Raw genomic sequence first — 22629 nt, forward strand, 5'->3', positions numbered from 1 at the left:
TAGAATCAATTATATACTAAATTTCATTCAGTGGAGAATACAGTTTTAACATCACTTGCCAAAAAATACGGCACCCCTTTATATGTTTATGATGCAGACAAAATTGCATCTCAAATTAAGAGACTTAATGATGCCTTTTCAGGTATTAATTTAAAGCTTAAATATGCTACCAAGGCCTTAAGTAATATTTCTGTGTTGAAATGGATGAAGAAACATGGTACTGGATTAGATGTTGTTTCTATTCAAGAGGCTTATTTGGGACTAAAAGCTGGTTTCGAGCCTAAAGATATATTGTACACACCTAATTGTGTTTCCATAGATGAAATTATAGAGGCTGTGGATTTAGGATTGATGATTAACATTGATAACATTTCCATTTTAGAGCAATTTGGACATCGCTATCATGATACTGTTCCAGTTTGTGTTCGCTTAAATCCACATATCATGGCTGGGGGAAACTCTAAAATCTCTACTGGCCATATCGATTCGAAATTTGGAATTTCAATTCTACAAATGCGACATTTGTTAAGGGTTATTGATAATTATAACCTAAATGTAGTTGGATTACACATCCATACAGGATCTGATATTTTAGATTCTGAAGTATTTTTAAGAGGAACTGAGATCATTTTTGAAGCTGCCGAAGACTTCCCAAATCTTGAATTTATCGATTTCGGTAGTGGTTTTAAGGTAGCCTACAAAAATGGTGATGTAACCACAGACATAGAAGAGCTAGGCAAAGAAGTAAGCAAAAGATTTAAATCATTTTGTAAAAGTAGAGGAAAGGATTTAGAGCTTTGGTTTGAGCCAGGCAAGTTTCTGGTTTCTGAGGCAGGATATTTCCTTTCAAAAGTAAACGTCATTAAAACTACGCCTGCCACAGTTTTTGTAGGTTTGGATACTGGAATGAACCATTTATTGCGTCCGATGATGTATGATGCTTATCATCATATTGAAAACATCTCTAATCCATCTGATACGCAGAGAGTTTACACAGTGGTTGGTTATATATGCGAGACTGATACTTTCGGAACCGATAGAAGACTATCAGAGGTAAGGCGCGGTGACATTATAGCCATAAAAAATGCTGGGGCTTATGGATTTTCTATGGCTTCCAATTATAACTCTCGATATAGGCCCGCTGAAGTAATGGTGCATGAAGGCAAAGATCAACTTATCAGAAAGCGAGAGTCTTTAGATGATTTATTAAGAAACCAAGTAATTGTGGATTTTGAATAAGCTTTTAACTTTTGGCTTTTTTATATTTATTTCTTACTTCCAAGTATTGGGGCAAGAAAATAAAGCTATTGATTTCCAAAAACAAACTCATTTTATAACTGGTATTGGTGGTAGTTATGTGAATGTTATTGATGAAGGCATATCTCCTTTACTTTACAAAGGAATAGGTGGCAATGTAATTCTAGGTCATTTTCAAGAAAAGGAAAAAAGCATAAACACCTCTTCTGCAAAATTTGACTTTAATAACCCTTCAAGCAGTATTAGTAATGCAGAAATGTATACTTTTCGTTTGGAAGGGCATTATCAAAAATTTTGGAAATTAGAGAGTCAAGAGGAAAAGAAATGGAAATTTAGACCTGGATTTGATGCTTCTGCTAAATGGGCTTTAAGACAACATTTGAGTTTCACTAATAATAGCCAGCATATTGAAACCAGATTCTCAATTGCCCCGGCATTAATGATCGCACGTCCTTTTCAATTATGGAATAGAAATTTTGAATTGGGTGCATTTACAAGTATTCCTTTATTAACCTATGCAACTCGTCCTTTATTTGCATCAACCCGATTCCCTGCTTCTGTAAATAAAGAAGAAGTTGAATTTCTAGACTACATAAAGCAAGGCGAAATCATAAGTTTCGGAAGTTATTTTAAATGGTCTGTTCAATATTATTTGTATTTTCAGCTTAAGAACGGAAATGGGTTAAGGCTTGATTATTTCTGGGGATATGAAAACTATAAAGCTCAAAATCCAATACAAACAGGTGAGCATTCTCTCATGATCAGTACTTTCTTTAAGATATGAGTCAAAAAAAATATATCATACTGCTTATATTTTCAATAAGTTTTTCATCATGCGAAAGGCTTTTTATGAATGAAGATCCTGAACCAGAAAATGCTGTCATTTTTGATCATTTATGGGAAACAGTTGATCAGAAATATTCGTTTTTCATCGATAAAAACATTGATTGGGATTCCGCTAGAGACGTTTTCAGACCAAAAGCAATTAATGCTAGAAACAGTATAGAGTTATTCAATGTACTGGCTGATATGCTATTTATCCTAGAAGATGGACACGTTAACATATCTGCAGGAATTGATTTATCCAGAAACTGGGATTGGTTTTTAGAATACCCCACCAATTTCAACTTTGATATAATTGAAAGAAATTATCTTGTTCCAAGTCAAGATTATCAGATTTCTGGTCCTATTCATAATACTATAATCGATTCTGTTGGCTATATGTATTATGAAAGTTTCTCAGATAATGTAAGTACGTCACTCATGAATTACATAGTGCAGAAATTTTTAATCGTTGAGAAGGACACCAGTTTTGAAATTAATAGTTTGGATGGCCCAGTTGCGGGATTAATAATAGACGTGAGAAATAATGGAGGTGGGAGTCTAAGTAATGCATTCACCATTGCCAATCGTTTTGCAAATGAGAAAATAAAAGTCGCAGACTGGTATTATAAAACCGGCCCCGGACATAATGAGTTTTCACAGCCAGAAGAAAAATTCATAGAATTTGAAGGTAATGCAGAATATAAATTCAATAAACCAATAGTAGTTTTGATCAATAGGAGCAGTTATAGCTCAGCAAACTTCTTTGCAAGCATGATGAGCCTCTTACCAAATGTGACGCTAATGGGAGATCAAACTGGTGGCGGTGGTGGACTTCCCATCAATGATGAATTGCCTAATGGCTGGCGCTATAGATTTTCATCCACCAGAACGATAGATGCAAATGGAAACAATATAGAATTTGGAGTTAAACCCGACATAAAAGTAGAATTAGATTCTACTGGTTTAGCCTTAGGAAGGGACAAGCTGATCGAAGAAGCTATTAACTTTATAAATAACCAATAATTGTACTTTTCTAATATTTTAAAAGAAACACTAACTCCAGTTTTTAAGGTTATCTCAAATTAAATTATGAGTCAATATTTTATCTCTAAAATTAACTTAAAGTAAACATTTAATTCATACAGATAAAAATGGGATAATATTAACCTAAGTATTTTTACTTAGATAGGTTTTGTTTAAGTAATTCTATGTTTTATATAACATTTTATTAAGCCTTTAAAACCTTACATTTGGTTTATAAATTACCCTCTATTTTTAACAAAAAAAAGATTCAAGTAATCAAAGGTTTTTTTAGGCTCCCCTTGGATAGATATAAATAATTGTTTTTCAATGAATTAATACTTGGGAAAGTTAATTTAAAACCCCGAATTTCGCCATATATGGCAATTTTCGGGGTTTTGTGTTATATTGTAGTTGAGAAAAAAACAAATAACAACTGCAATATATGGCACAGCTGAATTTATTCCCACTCAAATCAATAGTTTCTCCAAAATGGTATATTTTCAAGACACTCGAAATCGGAAAAGTACATGAAAGGCTTCCTTTAAAAGAACTGGGAGAATGTCTCCCCCCACAGGATGAAAACAGTAAAGGTGCTCCCAGATGGTTGAGCAATGAGGGCATGTTTGCCCTGATGTTTTTAAAGCATTACCTGAACCTGAGCGACCACCAGTTGATAGAGCGTTTTAATACCGATTGGTCTTTGCAAATATTTTGCAACAGGCCACTCTCCGATGGGGAGTTGATCAAGGATTCGAATTTGCCTTCAAGGGTCAGGAGTTATATTGCCAAGCATGCGGATTTAAACCAGTTGCAAACAGTTTTGCTCAATCATTGGAAGGATGACATAGAGAACACCCATGTGCTGTCCATGGATGCCACCTGCTATGAGAGCTGCATCCGTTTTCCCACAGATGTAAAGTTATTATGGGAGTCCAATCAATGGGTATATGAAAAACTGCTTTTCAAACTTTGCAAGGTTACCGGTGAAAGAAGACCGAGGAACAAGTTTATTGATCAAAAGCGCAAACAGCTCACCTATGATAGGCTGCGCAAGAAGAGCATAAAAAAAGGGAAGGCCCGTAAGAAGAGCTTGATCTACCTGTTGGGCAAAGGGCTGGGGCAATTGCAGGATTTTCTCAACCTTCATCCGGAAGTAATACTTACTTCCCACCAGTACGGCTACATCCGCACCATTAAAAAAGTACTGCAACAACAAGAATACCTGTTCAATAATCCTGGCGAAAAGGTAAAAGACCGCATTGTTTCACTCTATAAGCCCTATGTTCGCCCAATAGTAAGGGGAAAGGAGAACAAGCCCGTGGAATTTGGGATGAAAGTCCACATGCTACAAACAGGAGGTATTCAGTATTTTGACCTGATGGACTTTAATGCCTATAACGAATGTAAAAGACTTAAGATAAGCTGTTTAAAGCATAGGATGCTTTTTGGGCAACTGCACCAACTGTCTGCCGACAAGATATACCCTACAAATGAAAACAGGCGCTACATTACCTCTAAACATATCTTCACCAACTTTGCCAAAAAAGGCCCGTCAAATTAAGCAAGCCCGAAAAAGCCTTACAGGCAGAACTTAACAAGGACAGGTCAACGGTGTTGGAAGGTAGTTTTGGGAACCATAAAAACCACTATGGGTTAAGGAAAATAAAAGCAAGGGGCGCTCAAAACGAAAGGGTATGGGTGTTCTTTGGTGTCATGGCATCGAACGCCAAGAAACTGGCCTTGAACAAAATTTCTCCCCCAGTCCGAATGGCAGCCTGACGAGAAAAAAATGAACATCACATTATTTTACAGGACAGGTACGTCCAATCGCTAAAAAACGAAAAAAATCAAACTGTTTAAAAGTGGAAATTGTACTAATCGAAGAGTCTGAAATCATATTTAAGATGGAAAAATACTTGAGGTAAAGAAATTAAATTATCATACCCCCTAAACGTTCGCTGTTTCAAGCATTTTTCAAGAGGAGCCTTTTTATCCACAAAAAGAACAAGTTATCAACACTTATCCACAGTGAGATCATAAACAACTGTTTTTCAGGCACTTAAATAGATTTTGCTTAGATTAAAAATGTGGACAAGCCCCAGTAAGCCAACTACTTAGAGCTAAAACAGACTCAAAACAACTACCAAAGTAATAGATGTAATATTTTATAAATCTCAATTATTCTATTTGCTGTCTGATCAGCTTTTTACGGTAGGCATTGAAAATTCTAGACTTGGAAACAAATCCTTCATATTTACCATCCTCTAATACTGGAAGGTTCCAAGCACCTGTCTTTTCAAATTTCATCATAACAGACCGCATGTTTTCTTTGCCTGTAACGAAGGTAGGAGGGCTATGCATTAGTGTATTTACAATAATATTTTTTCGGGATTCCTCATCAAACATAATTTCCCGAATATCATCTAAAGTCACGATACCCATCAATTCGCGTTCTTTATTCACCACAGGAAAAATATTACGTTTGGAGAACCTAACCAAGTCAACCAATTCTCCCAATGTAGCGTCAGGATCAATAACGAGTAAGTCCGTTTCTATTACTTTCTTTAAATCAATCAAACTCAAGACCTGCCTGTCCTTATCATGGTAAATTAAATCACCTTTTTCCACCAAAGGCTTAGTATACATGGAATATTTTTCAAAGTAAGAAATAGTGCTGTAGGATATTGCTGAAACTATCATAAGCGGAACAAACAGCGTATAGCCACTTGTGATTTCTGCTATTAAGAAAATAGCGGTTAAAGGAGCATGTAATACTGCACTCATTACTCCGCTCATGCCAACTAATGTAAAATTACTGAGGCTAATAGGATCCGTAATTCCAATCTTGTTGATTAGGTATGCAAATAAAAATCCTGTTACACCCCCTAAAAATAGAGAAGGGGCGAAAATTCCTCCACTGCCTCCTGAGCCGATAGTCAAAGCTGTGGCAATAGGCTTTACTAATATAATACCAGCAGCGAAGAGAACTATTATGTAGAATGACTCGATTTCATCAAAAAACAAACTGTTATTTAAGATATTCTGTGCATTTCCTTCCAGCAATTTGGTGATGGTATCATAACCCTCACCATATAGAGGTGGTAATAAAAATATTAAAAATCCCAATGACACCCCACCTAAAATAGCCCGATTCAAGTCACCTTTTACATTTTTAATCAAGCCTTCTACCTTTCCTACTACTTTAGTAAAATATAAGGCCACTAAGCCAGTGAAAATTCCTAAAAAAATATAAAAGGGAGTATCAGCCGCTATAAATTCATCTGTTAAATTAAAAGAGAATAAAACATCATCTCCTAATAAAGTTAAGGAAACAAGAGCTCCACAAACTGAGGCTATCAAGAGTGGAATGAAAGAGCTTATGGTGACTTCCGCCAAAATCACTTCTATACTAAATATTACTCCAGCTATAGGAGAATTAAATATTGCGGAAATAGCACCAGCAGAACCACAGCCAATTAGTAATGTTCTTTGTTTATAATTTAAATGAACTAACCGACCAATATTTGAACCTATAGCTGAACCCGTAACCACAATGGGAGCCTCCAGTCCAACTGACCCACCAAAACCAACAGTTAAGGTACTGGTAAGCATTCTAGAAAAAGTCTTTGTCCGCTTTACTATACTTGACTTTTTTGAAATAGAATATAAAATATCTGTAATACCATGCCCTAGCTTTTCCTTTAATATGTATTTTGATAAAAGAAGGGTTAAAACTATTCCTATTAATGGATAACTCAGGTACAGATAATTACCAAATTCTTGCTGGAAATCACGTGTTAGAAAATTCTGAAGGACATGTACACTCTCCTTAAGGGTTACAGCAGCCAATCCCGCTATAATACCTATAACCCCACTCGTAATAATTACGAAATTAGTAGTGCTGACATGTTTAACACGCCAAATAAGAAACTTAAGTAACAGCCCTTTAAATTTCATGTGTATAAGTTTATTATCAACGGTCACAACTTGTCCCGTATTTATCGGGATGGAATTCGCAATAAATATTGAAAAGCGATTGAAATATATTCGCATTTCAATATTTTGCTCATTTCATGCATGCAAAGGTAAATAAATATAAAGCTATACAAGCTTGAAATAAATCTATTTTACTACATATCACCTTTATTTTCTAGTTCTAATTTAAGGAAAGTATTAATGATCCAAATGGTCAACAGAAAGGCGAAATCATAACCTCATTATGAATTTAGTTTTTGTACTCATCCTAAAATATAAGCCATTAGTCGATAAATAAATTAGATAATACAACCTTTTGGCACGTATCTTGGTCTTTAGTACATAGTTTTACAAAAACTTTTAGACATGGATAGGTATAGAATAAATTTCGTTTGTAATAAATTGCCTGACCAGAAAACTGGTTTGAAAGGTTTTAAAGTAGGTGAGAATTACGAAGGAAGAGCCTTTAACGGACTATTTGAATTAAATGCCAAATGGGGTTCTGGAACAGAAAGTAAATTAATTTCAAAATCACTCTTCAATGAGTACTTTGAGTTAATTCAAGAAAATCAATACATTAAAAATTCAGCTTAAGTGAATAATAGAAAGTCGACAAATAGTCGGCTTTTTTTATAGCTCACCAAATTAAAAATAGATTCAGAGCTACAAAAAATACAACCTGACAAAGGAGTAATATTAATGACACTTTATTTTTGAGTGGAAGTTTTACTAAAGCGTAAAAACTAAATATAAATAAAGAAATCACTGCCCATCCAATATAATTTTGAAGAGGAATTTGGTTATTCTCCCAGTTCCAAAAGTTCAATTCCATTGCCACAGGCTCAATTAATACATCTATTAGGACAGTAATGACTGTTGCCAGCATAATTTTTAATATAATATTTACTTTTAATGGAAATATTAATGACGCCACACAAAAAGTAATCAAAAACCAATTGATCCCGATGATTATAGGAACCCCACCCATTTGTGGGCCTAAAGTATCTGGATAAAGATATTCTCCGAAGATTAAACCAAAATTTACACCTAAGTATTCTGCGATAAATCCAACTAGATAACAAAAAAGGAATGCCCAAAGCAACGACCAGCTATATTTTCTTTGATATAGAATTAGAATGATGAATGAAAGTGATAAATTAAAAGCAGTTTTTTCAATGAACCACTCTTTACTATTAGATAGGATACCTAATACTCCAAAAAAATAAAAGGCCAGAATTACACCTATCCCTATAATTGGTCGTGATCTTAACTTTACTATTATAGAGCTCAATTTGGATGTATTCATTTAACTTCTGGACTTAAATCATCGATTATTTTTGCTGATAACAAACATAATGGAATTCCTCCTCCCGGATGAACACTTCCTCCTGAAAAATACAAACCCTTGATTTTTTGATGGAAATTAGGATGCCTTAAAAAAGCTGAGTATCGATTGTTTGAACTACTTCCGTAGAGCGCTCCTTGATAGGATGATGTTTTGCTCTCTATAGTACGAGGCTCTAAAATATTTTCTGTTTTTATATGACTAGAGATATCAACACCCAACATTCTATTGAGTTTAGTTAATACAAAAGACTTAATTTCTGGGATCAACTTATCCCAATCTTGGCCACTATTAGCTGGTACATTTACCATTACAAACCAATTCTCCATTCCTTCAGGTGCATCAGAAGGCGTATGCTTTGAAGTGATGTTTACATAAATGGTAGGGTCAGAAGCAATAGTTTTAGATTTGAAAATATGATAAAACTCCTTATGGTAATCTTCACTAAAGAAAATATTATGAAGTCCCAATTCACTGAACTCTCTATCGATCCCCCAATAAAAAATTAATGCCGAACTGCTTCTTTCCTGGTTTAAAGTAGCTTCAGGTTGTTTCTGATCAGCTAATAACTTCTTGTAAGTTGGATAGATATCCATATTGCTCACTACTAAATCAGCAAGAATCATTTTACCATTTTGGTATATCCCAATTGCTTTTTTATTTTCCACTGCAATTTTTTCTACTCCAGCATTGAGGTGAAATTTTACTCCAAGGCTTTCTGCAACTTTTGAAAGTTTATCTGTGATTTGATACATCCCACCCTCAGGATAAAATGTACCTCGATTTAATTCCAAATTAGCAATAGAGGTGAGGATTCCTGGTGCCTGATACGGGTCAGATCCATTATAGGTAGCAAAGCGATTGAATAATTGAACCAATTTAGAATCCTTCAACTGTGTTTGATTCACCTGATTCATGCTTTCAAACAAACCGAATTTATAAATATTGAGAATAGCAGGTATAATTTCTTTAGATAGAAATGTGGAAGTTTTATGCAGCGATTTCTCCAAAAATATTTTAGCAGACTTTTCGTACTTGAACTCAGCCTTTTTGATATAATTTACGACTACCTCTGCTGGAACTCCTAAAACATTCTCAACCTCCTCACCAAATTTTGTAGGATTAGTATAAGCCGTTAGTTTTTTACCATCTTCCCAAAAGTATCGACAGGATTCATCTAATTTTTTATAAGGAAATTTAATACTACTATCTTCTTTTTGAAGTGAAATTAAATCATCCACTAATTCAGGCAGTGTAAATAGTGAAGCTGCATCAAAACGAAAACCATCTTGTTCAAAAACAGATAGCTTACCCCCCAGATAGCTATTTTGCTCATAAACTTCCACTTCATACCCTTTCTTTGCCATCCGAATAGAAGTGGCTATACCTCCTATTCCTGCACCAATAATAATTGCCTTCATATAGTATTAATATTCAAATAAATAGGGACTTTTACACTGGAAATAGCGATAGTTATCTGATAATTAGAATTAATAAAATTTGTGTAATTAAAACTTAGAGCCCTTACAATAATTAAAATAATATGAAATTAAGATAAAAGTTTAAAATTAACCTGATTTTTTAGATATGAAGTTTAGGAACTTTACATTTTATCAATATCTCCTTTCATAATATTGGATATTCGCTCTACATCCTCTTTATATATTTTTGTATAACGGTGGTCTTCTCCAAGATATTTATTGGCCAAAGTATAAGACTCCTGAAAATATAGTTGTGCCATAGTGTAATTCTCTTGCTTTTCGAATAACATACCGTATTTATTATAGAGATAAGAAGTTTTTTGATGGCTTTCATCAAATTTTTCTTCAATTATATGCTCAGCTTTTTTTAGAAATTCATATGCTTTATCTGTTTCATCTAGCTCTAAATAGCAATTAGAAATTGAAATATAATCGTCTGCCACATATGGATGCATAACTCCAAAATTGGCAGTATCAGCTTTCAGAATTTCTTTGTATTCAGACAATGCCTTTTCAAATTTTAATTGGTTATAATAAATATTGGCTAAGCTATATCGAGTTGAGACAATAAAATTATTATCTGATTCAAGTTGAGTACTGAATATATCAATTGCTCTATTCAATATAATGGAGGCACTATCATAATTTTTCTTTTTATAATAAACACCCCCCAGATTACTGAATGTAATTGCTATATCGAGATTTGCTTTTGAATCAATTTTTCTTTTTAAACTGATAGATTTTTCAAATGATGCTATTGCAGAGTCATATAAAGACATGTCCTTTAATAAATTACCTTGATTATTATAATATATAGCAAGGTCTTTTTGATTTTCAGGACTTTTCTTTGATTTAAGAATATTTATAGCTTTTTCTTGATAATAGGATGCAGAATCATATTTAGATAAATCTTTATAAACAGAGGCATAATGGTTGTAAATATCTGCTTTATCTTTATCTAAGACTTCACTATTAACAAAAGTTTGGGCTTTATGGATTATCTGAAGTGAAGTATCATAATTTCCTTGAATTTGTTGAGATTTTGCAAATGCCAAAATATTTTCAATTTTGAAATATAGCGGCAAATTTTTGTCTGGTTTATCTATATCTTCCAATAAAACTGCAAAAATAGAGTCGGCTTTTTTAAACTCTGAAAGTTCTCTATAATTTCCTCCGAGCGTACTCATTATTTTTAACTTGCTGTAGTTGTCAATGTCTTGATACCTATTCAATACATCCTCTGCTAATTCCCTAGAATCATTCCATAAATAAACATTAGTGTAGATATTAATTAATCGATCGTAAAGACTGAGTTTAAATTCCCTATCCTCAAATTTTAACTCAATATTATTAACACTATTATCCAATATTTCCTTTACTGTCAGATTCCCATCTGTCATGTTAGGATCTGCACTATTAAAAATATCTAAAAGAAATTCGTTTGTTTTTATGGCTTTCAATTCATTTTCTTGCGCTCTATTTGCCTGATACGTTGAAAATATAATACCTAAAACCATTGAAGTAATCAGCAAAACTGAAAGCAATATTCTAATCTTATTTCTCTTAATAAACTTACTAGCAAGATAAGGCCAATTTTGACTATGGACTTTTACGGGTCTTGTAGCTAAAAAATTCTCAATATCCTGGATTAATGCAGAAACAGATACATATCTATCTTCTGGTGATTCATTTAAGCATTTTTGAATGATTGACAGAAGTTCTTTATTAATTTGATTTACTGCGAATATTAATTTTCTATTAGAAGCAGTAGGAAACTCTTCTTTATCAAAGGGTAATTCATTGGATAATACTAAGTGCAACAAAATACCCATTTGATAAATGTCAGTTGCAACGCTAATTGGCGATTGTTTTAACTGTTCAGGAGTTGCATAATAAGGTGAGGCCAAAAAATGTTTTTGCTTTAAGGGTTCTCCCATTTTTTGTGCTATTCCGAAATCTAATAACTTGACTTGGCCTTCTTTATTAATGAGAATATTGGAGGGCTTAATATCTAAATGTAGAATTAATCTATTATGAGCATAATTAATGGCATCACATATTTTTAGAAAGAGTTGGAGTTTATCTTGAAAACTTAGTTGATGTTTTTTCAAATATTCATCTATTGGTAGTCCATCTACATATTCCATAATAATGTAATGGATTCCCCTATCTGTAACACCACCATCTAAAATGTGCGCTATGCTTGAATGGTTAAGGTTAGCTAAAAACTGCTGCTCATTTCTGAAGTTTTCAAAGAAATTTTCTTTTATCTCATCGGGGGAGAAGCATTTAATTGCTACTTTATGCTCAAATTGCTTATCATTTCTTTCGGCCAAATAAACTTGCCCCATACCACCTCGGCCAAGAGGTTCGATAATTTTATATTTATCTATTAGATCTCCTGGCTGATAAATATCTTCCTTTTTCTCTTCTAAGCCATCGGCTATTCCTTCCTGAAGTTTGTCAAAATATTGATCTGCATCTTCAACATCCTTAAGCATTAAAAGAACAGTTTGCTTTAAACTCTCATCCTTTTTTGTTCGATTTTTAATATAGGCTTCCCGCTCAGAGGCAGGTAATTTTAATGCGTTTTGGAAGACTTCTTCCAATTCACTCCAAGAATATCCCATTTCATTTAAGCCGTTTTTCTTTCTTGGATTTGACTATAAATCCAAGCTTTGATTACTTGCCAATTTCTTTTTACAGTAGAGGGGGACACATCAAGTACAGTTGCCGTTTCTTCTATGGTCATATTGGCAAAAAACCTACACTCTACTATTTTTACTTGTTTGCTGTCTTTTCTTTCCAATTCTATAAGGACTTCATCTAATCTCAATAATTCATCAGAACAGTCATCAGACAAATTAATCTTTTCTTCCCATTCTTCAAAACAAAGATGCTGAGCATCTCGGCCTCTTTTGATAGCATTTTTTCTTCTTGCAGCATTTAGCAAAATATGGCGCATGGCTTTTCCGGCAACTCCGTAAAAATGAGCACGGCTAGTCCAATTAGCTTCAGAATTAATTATTTTTAAATAGGCTTCATGCACTATGGCAGTTGTATTCAATGTTTCAATTCCAAAATATTGGAATCTTATCCTATGGGCGATATGGCGTAATTCACTATAAATAACAGGAAATATTTTATTGTAGGCATTCATATCTCCATTATTCACTTGCACCAGTAATTGTGTTATTTCTCCTTGCTTTATCATAATAATCGATAAATATACTCAATAAAATGTACAAATCTATTATTTTTTAAGACAAATTAAAGATAAGTAGAAATATTTACTTAAACTGATTAAATAAATTTTTTTAAATTATTAAAATTATACTAACTATTGCAATTAGAGTGGAATGGACAGAATTACAAACAAAAAAAATGACATTTAACGACTTTAAAAATATTTTATTGTTTGCATTCCAACCTTTTTTACATTTTTGTGGTCACTATAAAATAAATCGAAAAATGTTTTTGTGATTCAAAATCATTTGAATACTTTCGAAGCTATAAAAGAATCTTTCACCTCTAAAATTTAACGCTATAGAATAAACTTTTACCAAACTAAACAAGGTGTTTTAAGATGAATAATCAAAAAACAATGCTGGACGACAGCCAATTAGTCGGTCAGTATATCAATGGTAATGAAGTAGCGTTTGAAGAATTAGTAAACCGCCACAAGTCAAGAATTTTCACGACTATCTACATGATCGTTAAGGATCAGTATGTAGCTGAAGATTTAATGCAAGAAGTTTTCATTAAGGCTATACGAACTTTAAAATCTGGTCGTTATAACGAGGAAGGTAAATTTTTGCCTTGGATTTTAAGAATTGCACATAATTTAGCAATTGATAGGTTCAGGAAAAATAAAAGGTACCCTACCATCGTTATGGATGATGGAAATAGTGTATTCGAAACCCTCGAATTTGCAGAAGGCACATTTGAGGACGCACAAATGAAGAGAGATGTGCATAAATCGCTTCGTAAATTGATACAGGAATTGCCTGAAGCACAAAAACAAGTGCTAATCATGCGCCATTATATGGACATGAGCTTTAAGGAAATTTCAGATCAAACGGGCGTGAGCATCAATACTGCATTAGGCCGAATGCGCTATGCCCTCATTAATTTGAGGAAAAAGATGCAACAATATAATATAGCCTATGACCAAAATTTTTACTCATGACGATTTAATCCGATATGTTTACGAAGAAACAGAGCCGGAAGAAAATCGGCAAATCGAACTGGCCTTAAGTGAGGACATGGAACTTTTAGAACAATACCATGAACTCCTTTGGCTGAAAAAGAAAATGGATGGGGGAATGATGGCTCCTTCAGAAAAAACCATCAATACTATTTTAGATTATTCGAAAGCTGTTAATTTGCATCCTGTAAAGGAATAGCAAATGACAAGAAAAGAACGCTACGAAGCATTTTTAGAATATTTTTCTAAAAACCAGCCACAAGCAGAAACGGAATTACATTATGAAAATCCGTATCAGTTGCTTGTGGCTGTTATTTTATCTGCTCAGTGCACGGATAAAAGAGTAAATATAGTCACCCCAGCACTATTTGAAGCTTTTCCCACTCCCGAACACTTAGCCAATTCTCACTTTGATGAGGTATTGCCTTATATCAAAAGTATCTCCTTCATGAACAATAAAACCAAGCATTTACTGGGTATGGCTAAAATGTTGGTGGAAGAATTCAATTCTGAAGTACCTGAATCTGTAGAGGATTTACAAAAAATGCCAGGGGTTGGAAGAAAAACGGCCAATGTTATTGCTTCTGTTGTTTACAATCAACCCACTATGGCCGTGGATACGCATGTTTTTAGAGTTTCTAAAAGACTGGGCTTGGTCAATCAAAATGCCAAAACCCCTCTAGAGGTAGAAAAAACATTAATTAAACACATTCCTTCAGAATATGTGCATGTAGCCCATCATTGGTTGATTTTACACGGTAGATATGTTTGCGTGGCAAGAAGGCCAAAATGCGAAGAATGTAAAATCACGCATTTTTGTCGATATTTTGAACGTAATTTCAATTGATAAATTTTCAAAAATTAACACTCCATTTTATTAATTCAAGCTATTCATAAGGCTCCTGAAAGTCCTTTATAATTTCATTTCTATTTTCAGGTCATTCCATAATTTTTCAACTATAAACTTTGATGATTTTGGTAATGAAATTCTTTTTTTTCAAAAAATATAGAAATATTAATCTAATATTACATACATATTTTATTGCATTAAAGCATTGAAATAGCGAAAAATAAAGTTTTTCTCACCTAACTATTACGTTTTATTTTTCGATAGACATACACATAAAATCGTTATATATTGATTTTCAACAGATTAATTATTACTTTCATTGATTAATATTTTATAACCAACCACAATAGTCATGAGAGAAAAATATTACTATCTTAGAATTGACCACTTAAATACCTATTTTAGTGGAAAAAACCGTCTATTTATTACAAGCTTAACGGTACTCTTTTTGCTTTTAATGTCAACTGACTTTATAAGAGCTCAAGGGGTTGAAAAACGACCAGCCGAACCAATAATTTGTCCGGCAAAGGATCAGGATATGTTTACTAGAATAAATATACCTGAAGTATCCAGCGGAGATTATCAAAGGACAGCGCAAAATGCTGCCACAGCGGAATTTGAAATTACTTTTGGCCCTGGGGCACAAGCTAACCCGGAAGCAATGGCTGCTTTTGAATATGCACTTGATATTTGGGCAACTCAAATAGTTTCTCCTGTTCCTATTAAGATTTATGCAGAATTTGCTAATCTAGGGGCAGGAGTCTTAGCATCTGCTGGCCCGGCTTACAATGTACTTAACTTTCCAGGGGCACCTGAAGAAAATACTCTGTATCCAGCAGCATTAGCTAATGCATTAGCTGGTGAGGCCTTGTTTCCAGATGAAGATTTTGATCTTATTGTCAATTTAGGGACTGGAATACCTTGGTATTTTGGTTTAGATGGCAACACTCCTGCTGGACAATATGATTTTGTAACTGTGGCATTGCATGAAGCTGGTCATGGTTTAGGATTTACTACTGTTCGCTCATTTAGTGGTGGCGTTGGATCCTTGAGATCAAATGGAAATCCTGCAGTTTATGGCCTTTTTATTGAGGACGGTGACGGGAATTTACTATTAGATTTTCCTGACCCTTCAACTGAATTAGGAGATGCCTTCACTGGTGGAGATATATTTATGGGAGGTACCTTTGCAGTTTCAGCATTAAACGGACAAAGGCCAGAACTTTACGCTCCTAGTAATTTTCAAGGAGGCTCAAGTATTGCCCACTGGGATGAGGCGGCCTTTCCTGCGGGTGACCCCAATTCTTTAATGACTCCTCAAGTTGGCTCTGCTGAATCTAATTTTGACATTGGAGATATCACAAGAGGTCTGTTCAGGGATATGGGCTGGCAAATAAATGAGGCAGATGTTTCTCCAATTGTTGCTGACATCAATTCCATTTCAGAAGAATTAAATGTGAATGACTCATTATTGACTACAATCAATTTAAGTAACCTTTCAGATTCATCCTTAGATGTGTCAATAAGTTCAATTCAATCTATTAATCTCATTAATGAGATTAATCCTACTTCACTTAGCATTGATTCTTTAAGTGATGAATCTTTTGAAGTATTATTTGATGCTTCATCCGCACAAGCAGGAATTTATAATGACACTCTTCTTGTGGATGTAATTAATTCCCCCACATCTATAAGGATACCTGTAGAAATCAGGGTTTTGGATGGAACAGAAGCACCTATTATTGAGGTTTCTCCTACTGCTTTTTCAGAAGAGATAGAGCAATTTCAAGTTCGTACAGAAGAATTACTCATAAGTAATACTGGTAATGCTGATTTAACTTTTAACATCTCTATTGATGGCGATTCGCTTGATCAGTTCAATTCAAATTTGAAGAAAACAAAAGAAGCTATTGCAACTGGTGGTTTTAATACTGCCACTTATCCTTATGTAGAAGGAAGTAGCAAAAGTGCTCTATTGAAGACTGAATCAAATGAGTATAGTGAAATTATCACAAGTTTATACACTACTGATTTTGAAGATTTTAGTATAGGAGATATCAATGGACAAAATGGATGGGTAAGCCAATTTGAAGATAATTGGGTTATTTCCGACAGTAATCCTGATGATGGTAATTTACATTTCCGTGGAGTTTCAGATGGATTAGGTGCAGATAGACCAGCTTCAGTATTAGCAATATCCCCAACAGTTGTGCCAGGAGATGAACCTTTTATGGTTTATTCCTCTCGTGTAAATATTGAAGGGGAAGGAGTTACTTGGGAAATTATACCTCAATCACCGGCTGCTGGTTCAGTAGTCACACGACTAAGATTCAATGGTGACGGAACTATTGATGCACTTGTGGATCCTGATTTTGTTAGCGTGGACGCAGAAATTCCAGATGGATATTTTGATTTAAGAATTGTTGTAGATAAAGAAGATTTCTCATTTTCTGTTTATTTCGATGATGAAATGGTCTTTTCTGGACAAGGCTTTGCTGGTGAAATTGAACAAGTGGTAGTTTTATCTGCAATGGAAGCCACTGGCAGTACAATTGACATTGATAATTTTGAGATTATTGATGGAAATGCAGATGCTCCTTTTCTTACTGTTAATCCAACGGTGGGCAATGTTCCATTTGGAAGCTCGCTTGCTGCTGAAGTAAAATTTGATGCTAGAACCTTAACACCAGGAGAATATACTGCAACTATTACTGTTAATAGCAACGATAGTGCTAATTCAACTATCGATGTACCAGTAAGCTTAACAGTAGTGCAACCTCCTGTTATTTCTGTTAATCCTGATGAAATTAGTGCAGCTATTGATGTTTCTGTAGATGATCCAGCTACTAAAACCGAGACCTTTACCATTTCAAACTCTGGTGAAAGCTCATTAGATTTTAGTACCTCATTGGGCGCTACTACCTTCACACCTAACTCTAATTTAAATAGTATAAAAATTGAAGAGTTAGACATGGCGCTTTATGGAGTAGGTAACTCAAAAGAAATGGAGGAAAAATCCGCTGGGATTAAAGCCAAAGTTTTGAGTACTATTGCTTCTAAAAAGAAAGAAGGAAGTGAATTAAGCTCCAATACCTTTTCAGATTCTATAGCTTATGATTCAGGAATCAATTTCCCTGATGACTTTGCAGGTGTTCAACAAGGTGCTTATACTAGTGCCATTAAGTTCGATGTAGAGTCTGCATTTAATTTAACAGCAGTGCGCAATGCATTTAGAACAGAGGCAGTAAGCGATCCTGTGGTAATCCTTGAAGTATATCTTGGTGGAAATACACCAAACGAAGGAGAGCTATTAACTAGTCAAACTTTCAGTCAAGCTAGTGAAGAAGGTATTTTTGCTATTGAAGAGCTAAATGAATCAATCTCATTTTCAGAAGGGGAGTCTTTTTGGGTTGTTCATAAATATCCAGATGGAATTGAATTCCCTCAAGGAGTTGATGATAATATTTCACAACGCCCAAACACTTATTTCTTTAGTGGAGATGGGGGAGATACTTTTAACCCGTCAGGCTTTGTATTTTTAGTAAGAGCACTTAGCGGATCTGGTTCAGATAATTACATTAGTTTATCTCCAGCTAGCGGGACAGTTGCTCCTGGTGAATCATTTGAAGTTTCGGCTACTTTTGATGGTACTAGTTTGCCAAATGGCTTACATGAAACTGATATCCTCATTTCAAGTAATGACCCAATAAACCCGTCCATTTCCGTGGCTACTAGTTTAAATGTATCTGGTCAAACTGCTGAAATTGAAGTTTCAGATGAATATTTATTATTCAATGATGTGTTTTTAGGACAAGATAAAGAAAGAACTTTTTCAGTTACAAATGCTGGGTTAGCAGATTTAAATGTTAGCTCTATCTCGTCAGATAATGCTGATTTCTCTGTTTCACCATCAAGTGCAAATTTAAGTCCTGGGGAAGAACAGATTGTTACGGTAAATTTTGCACCTAGTCAATTAGGAAGTATAAACGGAATTATCAGTATTGAAACTCCAGGAATGCAAAACCCGATTGAAGTTGTGGTAAATGGAATTGGAGCTGAGCCACCAATTGGTCAGTTTGATCCACAGGAAATTGTTGAAACCACGGACGCAGGAACTACAATTGAAAAAACAATCAGTTTAAAAAATGATGGTAACGCACCATTGATTTATTCCTTTCCTGATTTGGCACTAAATTCAATTTTAGCCAATCCTGAAGTTGCTTTGAATAATTCCGAATTACTTTCCTTTGATAATACGGGTATGGTAGAAGAGAAAGGAGCCGAAGATACGAGAGTAGGTCATGATGTTCTCTACAATGTAGGGACAGATAATGACTTTGGGTATAGCTGGATAGATTCAGACGAAGAAAATGGCCCAGTATACAATTTCACTGACATAACGGCTTCGGGAAATGAAATCACATCTAATGTAGGAGGAGATGGCACAGCACAAGTTCCTTTATCTTTTGCGTTTGAATTCTATGGTGAAAGCTATTCTAGTGCTTTTGTTAATGCTAATGGATTTGTATCATTTCAGGCCCCAGCAGGAGCCAATACATGGACTAATTCACAAATTCCAACCAATGATAATGTTAATAACATGATTGCAGGTTTTTGGAATGATATAGAGCCACAAGAATTCAATGGAGCAGTTCATTATCAAGATTTTGGAGATAAGTTTATAGTTCAATGGACAGACGCTACTGAATATTTTGGATCGGCTGATGAATCGGTCACTTTCCAAATAGTGTTGCATGATGATGGGAATATTGATATATATTATGAAGATGTAGAAAGTGCTTCTTTTCTTAATACTACAACAGTGGGAATTGAAAATGGCGATGGCACAGATGGTGCTCAGGTTGCATTTAACACTTCTTATATAAAGGATGAATTGGCCGTTAGGTTTATTAAACCAACCATAACATTCACTTCTTTCATTACAGCTGTTGATGATTTAAGTGGTGTTGTTCCAGCAGGTGGGTCAAAGGATATAACGGTTACTTTAGATGCCACTGATTTAAATGACGGCAGATATTTCGATCAATTAATCGCATCAACTAATGCGCCTTCCGATTCTGGAACTATTGCATTATTTGACCTGACTGTTATTGGTTTCCCTGAGATCGGTTTTGATTCTGATTCCTTAATGTTTGAACCAATATTTGTAGGATTGACTTCTGAGGCCTCTTTACTTATTACGAATGAGGGTTCAAAAGAACTTATTGTTTCTTCTTTATCAAATGGCAATGCTGATTTTGAAATAGATGAAACAGGCCCATTCAATTTACTGCCTGATCAGTCAAGAGTCGTAAATGTTAGCTTTTCGCCTAGTAGTGTAGGTAATATATCGGATGAGATTTTAATTGAAAGCAATGATGCTTTCGGTAACGAATCTGCTAATATTTATTTATCAGGTGTGGGTATAGATCCACCTGTGATAGAGCTTTCTCCTGATTCTCTTTCTGTAGTAGTTTATGAAGGTGATTCAACAACAGAAAATGTAACCATTTCTAATACAGGAGCTGCAGATCTTAATTATTCATTATCAGTGCCTTACTTTGGAGAAGCACAATCTGAAAATAGTGAAGTGAAACAGTATGAAAAACTTACTTATGATAAAATCCTAAGTAAAGAAACAGAGGACACAAGAGTAGGCCCTGAATTTTTAAATGCCAGTGGAGGACCAGGAACCTTTGGTTATACTTGGATAGATAACAATAGTGGCGGCCCTGCTTATGATTATATTGACATAAGTGAAACTGGGCAACTAGCCGATGTTGGTGGAGATGGAAACACCACTGTACCATTGCCATTTGAATTTAATTTCTTTGGAAGCAATGAAAATGAAGTCACTATTGGAGCTAATGGTTTCTTGACTTTTGATGCAATAGTAGGAAGTAACTTTACGAATGCACAGATTCCAGATGAATCTAATCCAAATTTATTCATTGCGCCTATGTGGGCAGATTTAGAGCCACAAGACGGTGGAGGAGTGTATTATGAGGCACATGATGATTATTTCATTGTTCAGTATGATAGTGTACCTGGCTTTGGTTTTCCACCATTTTTGCCAATACCTGATCCTGTTAGCTTTCAAGTAATTTTATATCCTAATGGGCAGATTAAGATGCAATACGAAAATGTTGCTTCAACTCTTGCAACTTCTTCCACGGTAGGTTTAGAAGGCCCTCAGGGATTATCAGGACTTCAGGTTATATTTAACAATGAATATTTAACGGACAATTTAGCAATCACATTTACTCCACCAATTCAAGGAGTACTTGCAGCAGGAGAAACTGCTGAAATTCCTGTAACCTTCTTTTCAGAAGGATTGGATGCAGGCGAGACCTACTTTGGAGATATAATTGTTAGTAGTAACGATCCTATCTCTCCTGAATTATCAATTCCAGTTTCATTAGAAGTTCTTGAACTACCAGAAATTAGTAGTTTCACGCTAATCAATGCTGAATTGAACGAAGAGATCGGTGAATTATTTACAGGTGAAATTATCAATTTAGATAATTATGCTAACAATGAGTTTAGCGTTATTGCAAACCCAACCATGGCAGATGTAGGAAGTGTAGTATTTGATTTTAACGGTCAAGAAGCCTTCCAAACTGAGAACATTGCTCCATATTCGTTGGATGGCGATTTTAACAATGGCAATTCATTCTATCCGGTAGCATTACCAAAAGGTGTTAATACAATCACAGCAACTCCTTACACAGGTGCAAATGGTAGCGGGAAAGAAGGTAAAGCCTTAACTGTTGAGTTTGAAGTGATTGACAACCAACCAGATTTCTGTTATGGAGAGTCCATTACATCTTATCAACCAGGTAATCGAAAAAATGGACAAGCAATTCCGCAAAGTAGATCTAATCCTGAACAAGCATTAGGTCAGCCACAGGAAAACGATAATTATAACTTTGTGGCATTAGGTTTTGGAGGTTCAATTACTATTGAATTGGGTTGTGAAGTAATGGATCATGAAGGAAATGATTTGTTAATAGTAGAGACTTCCTTTAGAGATGCGAATCGACCATGTGAACAATATCCAGAAAAAGCGAAAATAGAAGCCTCTGTGGATGGTGAAAATTGGGCAATTATTGCGGATGAAATTTGTGGTGATGGAGAAGTTGATTTAGCCAATGGTGGTTTAACCACAGCTAAGTTTATCAGAATCACTGATGTCAGTAACTCAGATGATTTCCAAGGAGGAAATGCAGATGGTTATGATTTAGATGGTATAATGGTGATTAATAACCTTGGAGATGAGCAAGATCCAGAATTGGTTAAAGAAATCGTAGAAAAGGAAAATGTGGTAGCTAATGAGGAAAATGTTATCGTAAGCGCTTATCCAAATCCAGCTACTGATTTTATAAATGTTGACTTAAACGGTGAAGGCGATCAATTCCATGTGAGGCTCTTTAATGTAACAGGTGAGTTAGTAGATCATACTATTCTATCTGTGAAAAATGGAGAGAACAAAGGAAAGCTAGATTTAAGAAAATATCCTCAAGGACTTTACCACTTAAGAGTCAAAAATCAAGAAGGAGGAATTGTTTCACAATCTAGAATCTTGAAATGGTAATTTGCATAATTAATAAAGTTTAAATTCAGAAAAGGCAACAATTAATTTTGTTGCCTTTTTTTATTACAAAAG

General features: G+C 34.6%; 15 protein-coding genes. 10 read left to right on the plus strand and 5 right to left on the minus strand.

Going from position 1 to position 22629, the window contains the following annotated elements; genetic code table 11:
- The first annotated feature begins 30 nt into the window (after window positions 1-30).
- From lysA to ABWH96_RS20945, 5 genes are all read left to right on the plus strand, one after another.
- Window positions 31-1239 carry a diaminopimelate decarboxylase gene (gene lysA / locus ABWH96_RS20925; protein ID WP_375579428.1) on the plus strand — a complete coding sequence of 403 codons (1209 nt, stop codon included), beginning with the start codon at window positions 31-33 and terminating at the stop codon, window positions 1237-1239.
- Window positions 1232-2041 (plus strand): hypothetical protein, encoded by an 810-nt coding sequence (locus ABWH96_RS20930; RefSeq protein ID WP_375579429.1) that lies wholly within the window; start codon window positions 1232-1234, stop codon window positions 2039-2041. The genes lysA and ABWH96_RS20930 overlap by 8 nt, the downstream gene beginning before the upstream one ends.
- Entirely contained in the window at window positions 2038-3105 is a 1068-nt protein-coding gene (locus ABWH96_RS20935) for a S41 family peptidase (RefSeq protein ID WP_375579430.1), read from the plus strand. The genes ABWH96_RS20930 and ABWH96_RS20935 overlap by 4 nt, the downstream gene beginning before the upstream one ends.
- A 442-nt stretch (window positions 3106-3547) precedes the next feature.
- Window positions 3548-4666 (plus strand): transposase, encoded by a 1119-nt coding sequence (locus tag ABWH96_RS20940; protein WP_375579431.1) that lies wholly within the window; start codon window positions 3548-3550, stop codon window positions 4664-4666.
- 50 nt (window positions 4667-4716) lie between these two features.
- The gene (locus tag ABWH96_RS20945) at window positions 4717-4884 is read left to right on the plus strand and encodes a hypothetical protein (protein ID WP_375579424.1); all 168 of its coding nucleotides are present in this window, start codon (window positions 4717-4719) and stop codon (window positions 4882-4884) included.
- 399 nt (window positions 4885-5283) lie between these two features.
- Here the strand turns inward: ABWH96_RS20945 and ABWH96_RS20950 are convergent, their stop codons facing one another.
- Entirely contained in the window at window positions 5284-7062 is a 1779-nt protein-coding gene (locus ABWH96_RS20950) for a chloride channel protein (RefSeq protein ID WP_375579432.1), read from the minus strand.
- 384 nt (window positions 7063-7446) lie between these two features.
- On the opposite strand from ABWH96_RS20950, the gene ABWH96_RS20955 reads away from it, so the two are divergent.
- Window positions 7447-7674: a hypothetical protein gene (locus ABWH96_RS20955; RefSeq protein ID WP_375579433.1), complete on the plus strand. Its 228-nt coding sequence runs from the start codon at window positions 7447-7449 to the stop codon at window positions 7672-7674.
- 43 nt (window positions 7675-7717) lie between these two features.
- Here ABWH96_RS20955 and ABWH96_RS20960 read toward each other — a convergent pair whose 3' ends face one another.
- The 4 genes from ABWH96_RS20960 to ABWH96_RS20975 form a co-directional block, all read right to left on the minus strand.
- On the minus strand, window positions 7718-8371 hold the full coding sequence (locus ABWH96_RS20960) for a carotenoid biosynthesis protein (protein WP_375579434.1): 654 nt from the start codon (window positions 8369-8371) through the stop codon (window positions 7718-7720).
- Between the two features lie 11 nt (window positions 8372-8382).
- Window positions 8383-9846: a 1-hydroxycarotenoid 3,4-desaturase CrtD gene (crtD, locus tag ABWH96_RS20965; RefSeq protein ID WP_375579435.1), complete on the minus strand. Its 1464-nt coding sequence runs from the start codon at window positions 9844-9846 to the stop codon at window positions 8383-8385.
- Window positions 9847-10028: 182 nt separating this feature from the next.
- Window positions 10029-12536 (minus strand): tetratricopeptide repeat protein, encoded by a 2508-nt coding sequence (locus ABWH96_RS20970; RefSeq protein ID WP_375579436.1) that lies wholly within the window; start codon window positions 12534-12536, stop codon window positions 10029-10031.
- A 5-nt stretch (window positions 12537-12541) separates the two neighbouring features.
- Window positions 12542-13120, minus strand: coding sequence for an ECF-type sigma factor (locus ABWH96_RS20975; protein ID WP_375579437.1), 579 nt, complete (start codon window positions 13118-13120; stop codon window positions 12542-12544).
- 372 nt (window positions 13121-13492) lie between these two features.
- Between ABWH96_RS20975 and ABWH96_RS20980 the strand changes: the two genes are divergently transcribed.
- From ABWH96_RS20980 to ABWH96_RS20995, 4 genes are all read left to right on the plus strand, one after another.
- Window positions 13493-14095: an RNA polymerase sigma factor gene (locus ABWH96_RS20980; RefSeq protein WP_375579438.1), complete on the plus strand. Its 603-nt coding sequence runs from the start codon at window positions 13493-13495 to the stop codon at window positions 14093-14095.
- Window positions 14073-14312, plus strand: coding sequence for a hypothetical protein (locus ABWH96_RS20985; protein WP_375579439.1), 240 nt, complete (start codon window positions 14073-14075; stop codon window positions 14310-14312). Before ABWH96_RS20980 ends, ABWH96_RS20985 begins: the two co-directional genes overlap by 23 nt.
- A gap of 3 nt (window positions 14313-14315) precedes the next feature.
- Window positions 14316-14960 (plus strand): endonuclease III, encoded by a 645-nt coding sequence (gene nth, locus ABWH96_RS20990; protein ID WP_375579440.1) that lies wholly within the window; start codon window positions 14316-14318, stop codon window positions 14958-14960.
- A gap of 355 nt (window positions 14961-15315) precedes the next feature.
- Complete coding sequence (locus ABWH96_RS20995; protein ID WP_375579441.1) at window positions 15316-22557, plus strand: choice-of-anchor D domain-containing protein; 7242 nt, start codon at window positions 15316-15318, stop codon at window positions 22555-22557.
- The last annotated feature ends 72 nt before the right edge of the window (window positions 22558-22629 follow it).

It is taken from the genome of Marivirga tractuosa (assembly GCF_042140215.1).
Classification (GTDB): Bacteria; Bacteroidota; Bacteroidia; order Cytophagales; family Cyclobacteriaceae; genus Marivirga; species Marivirga tractuosa_A.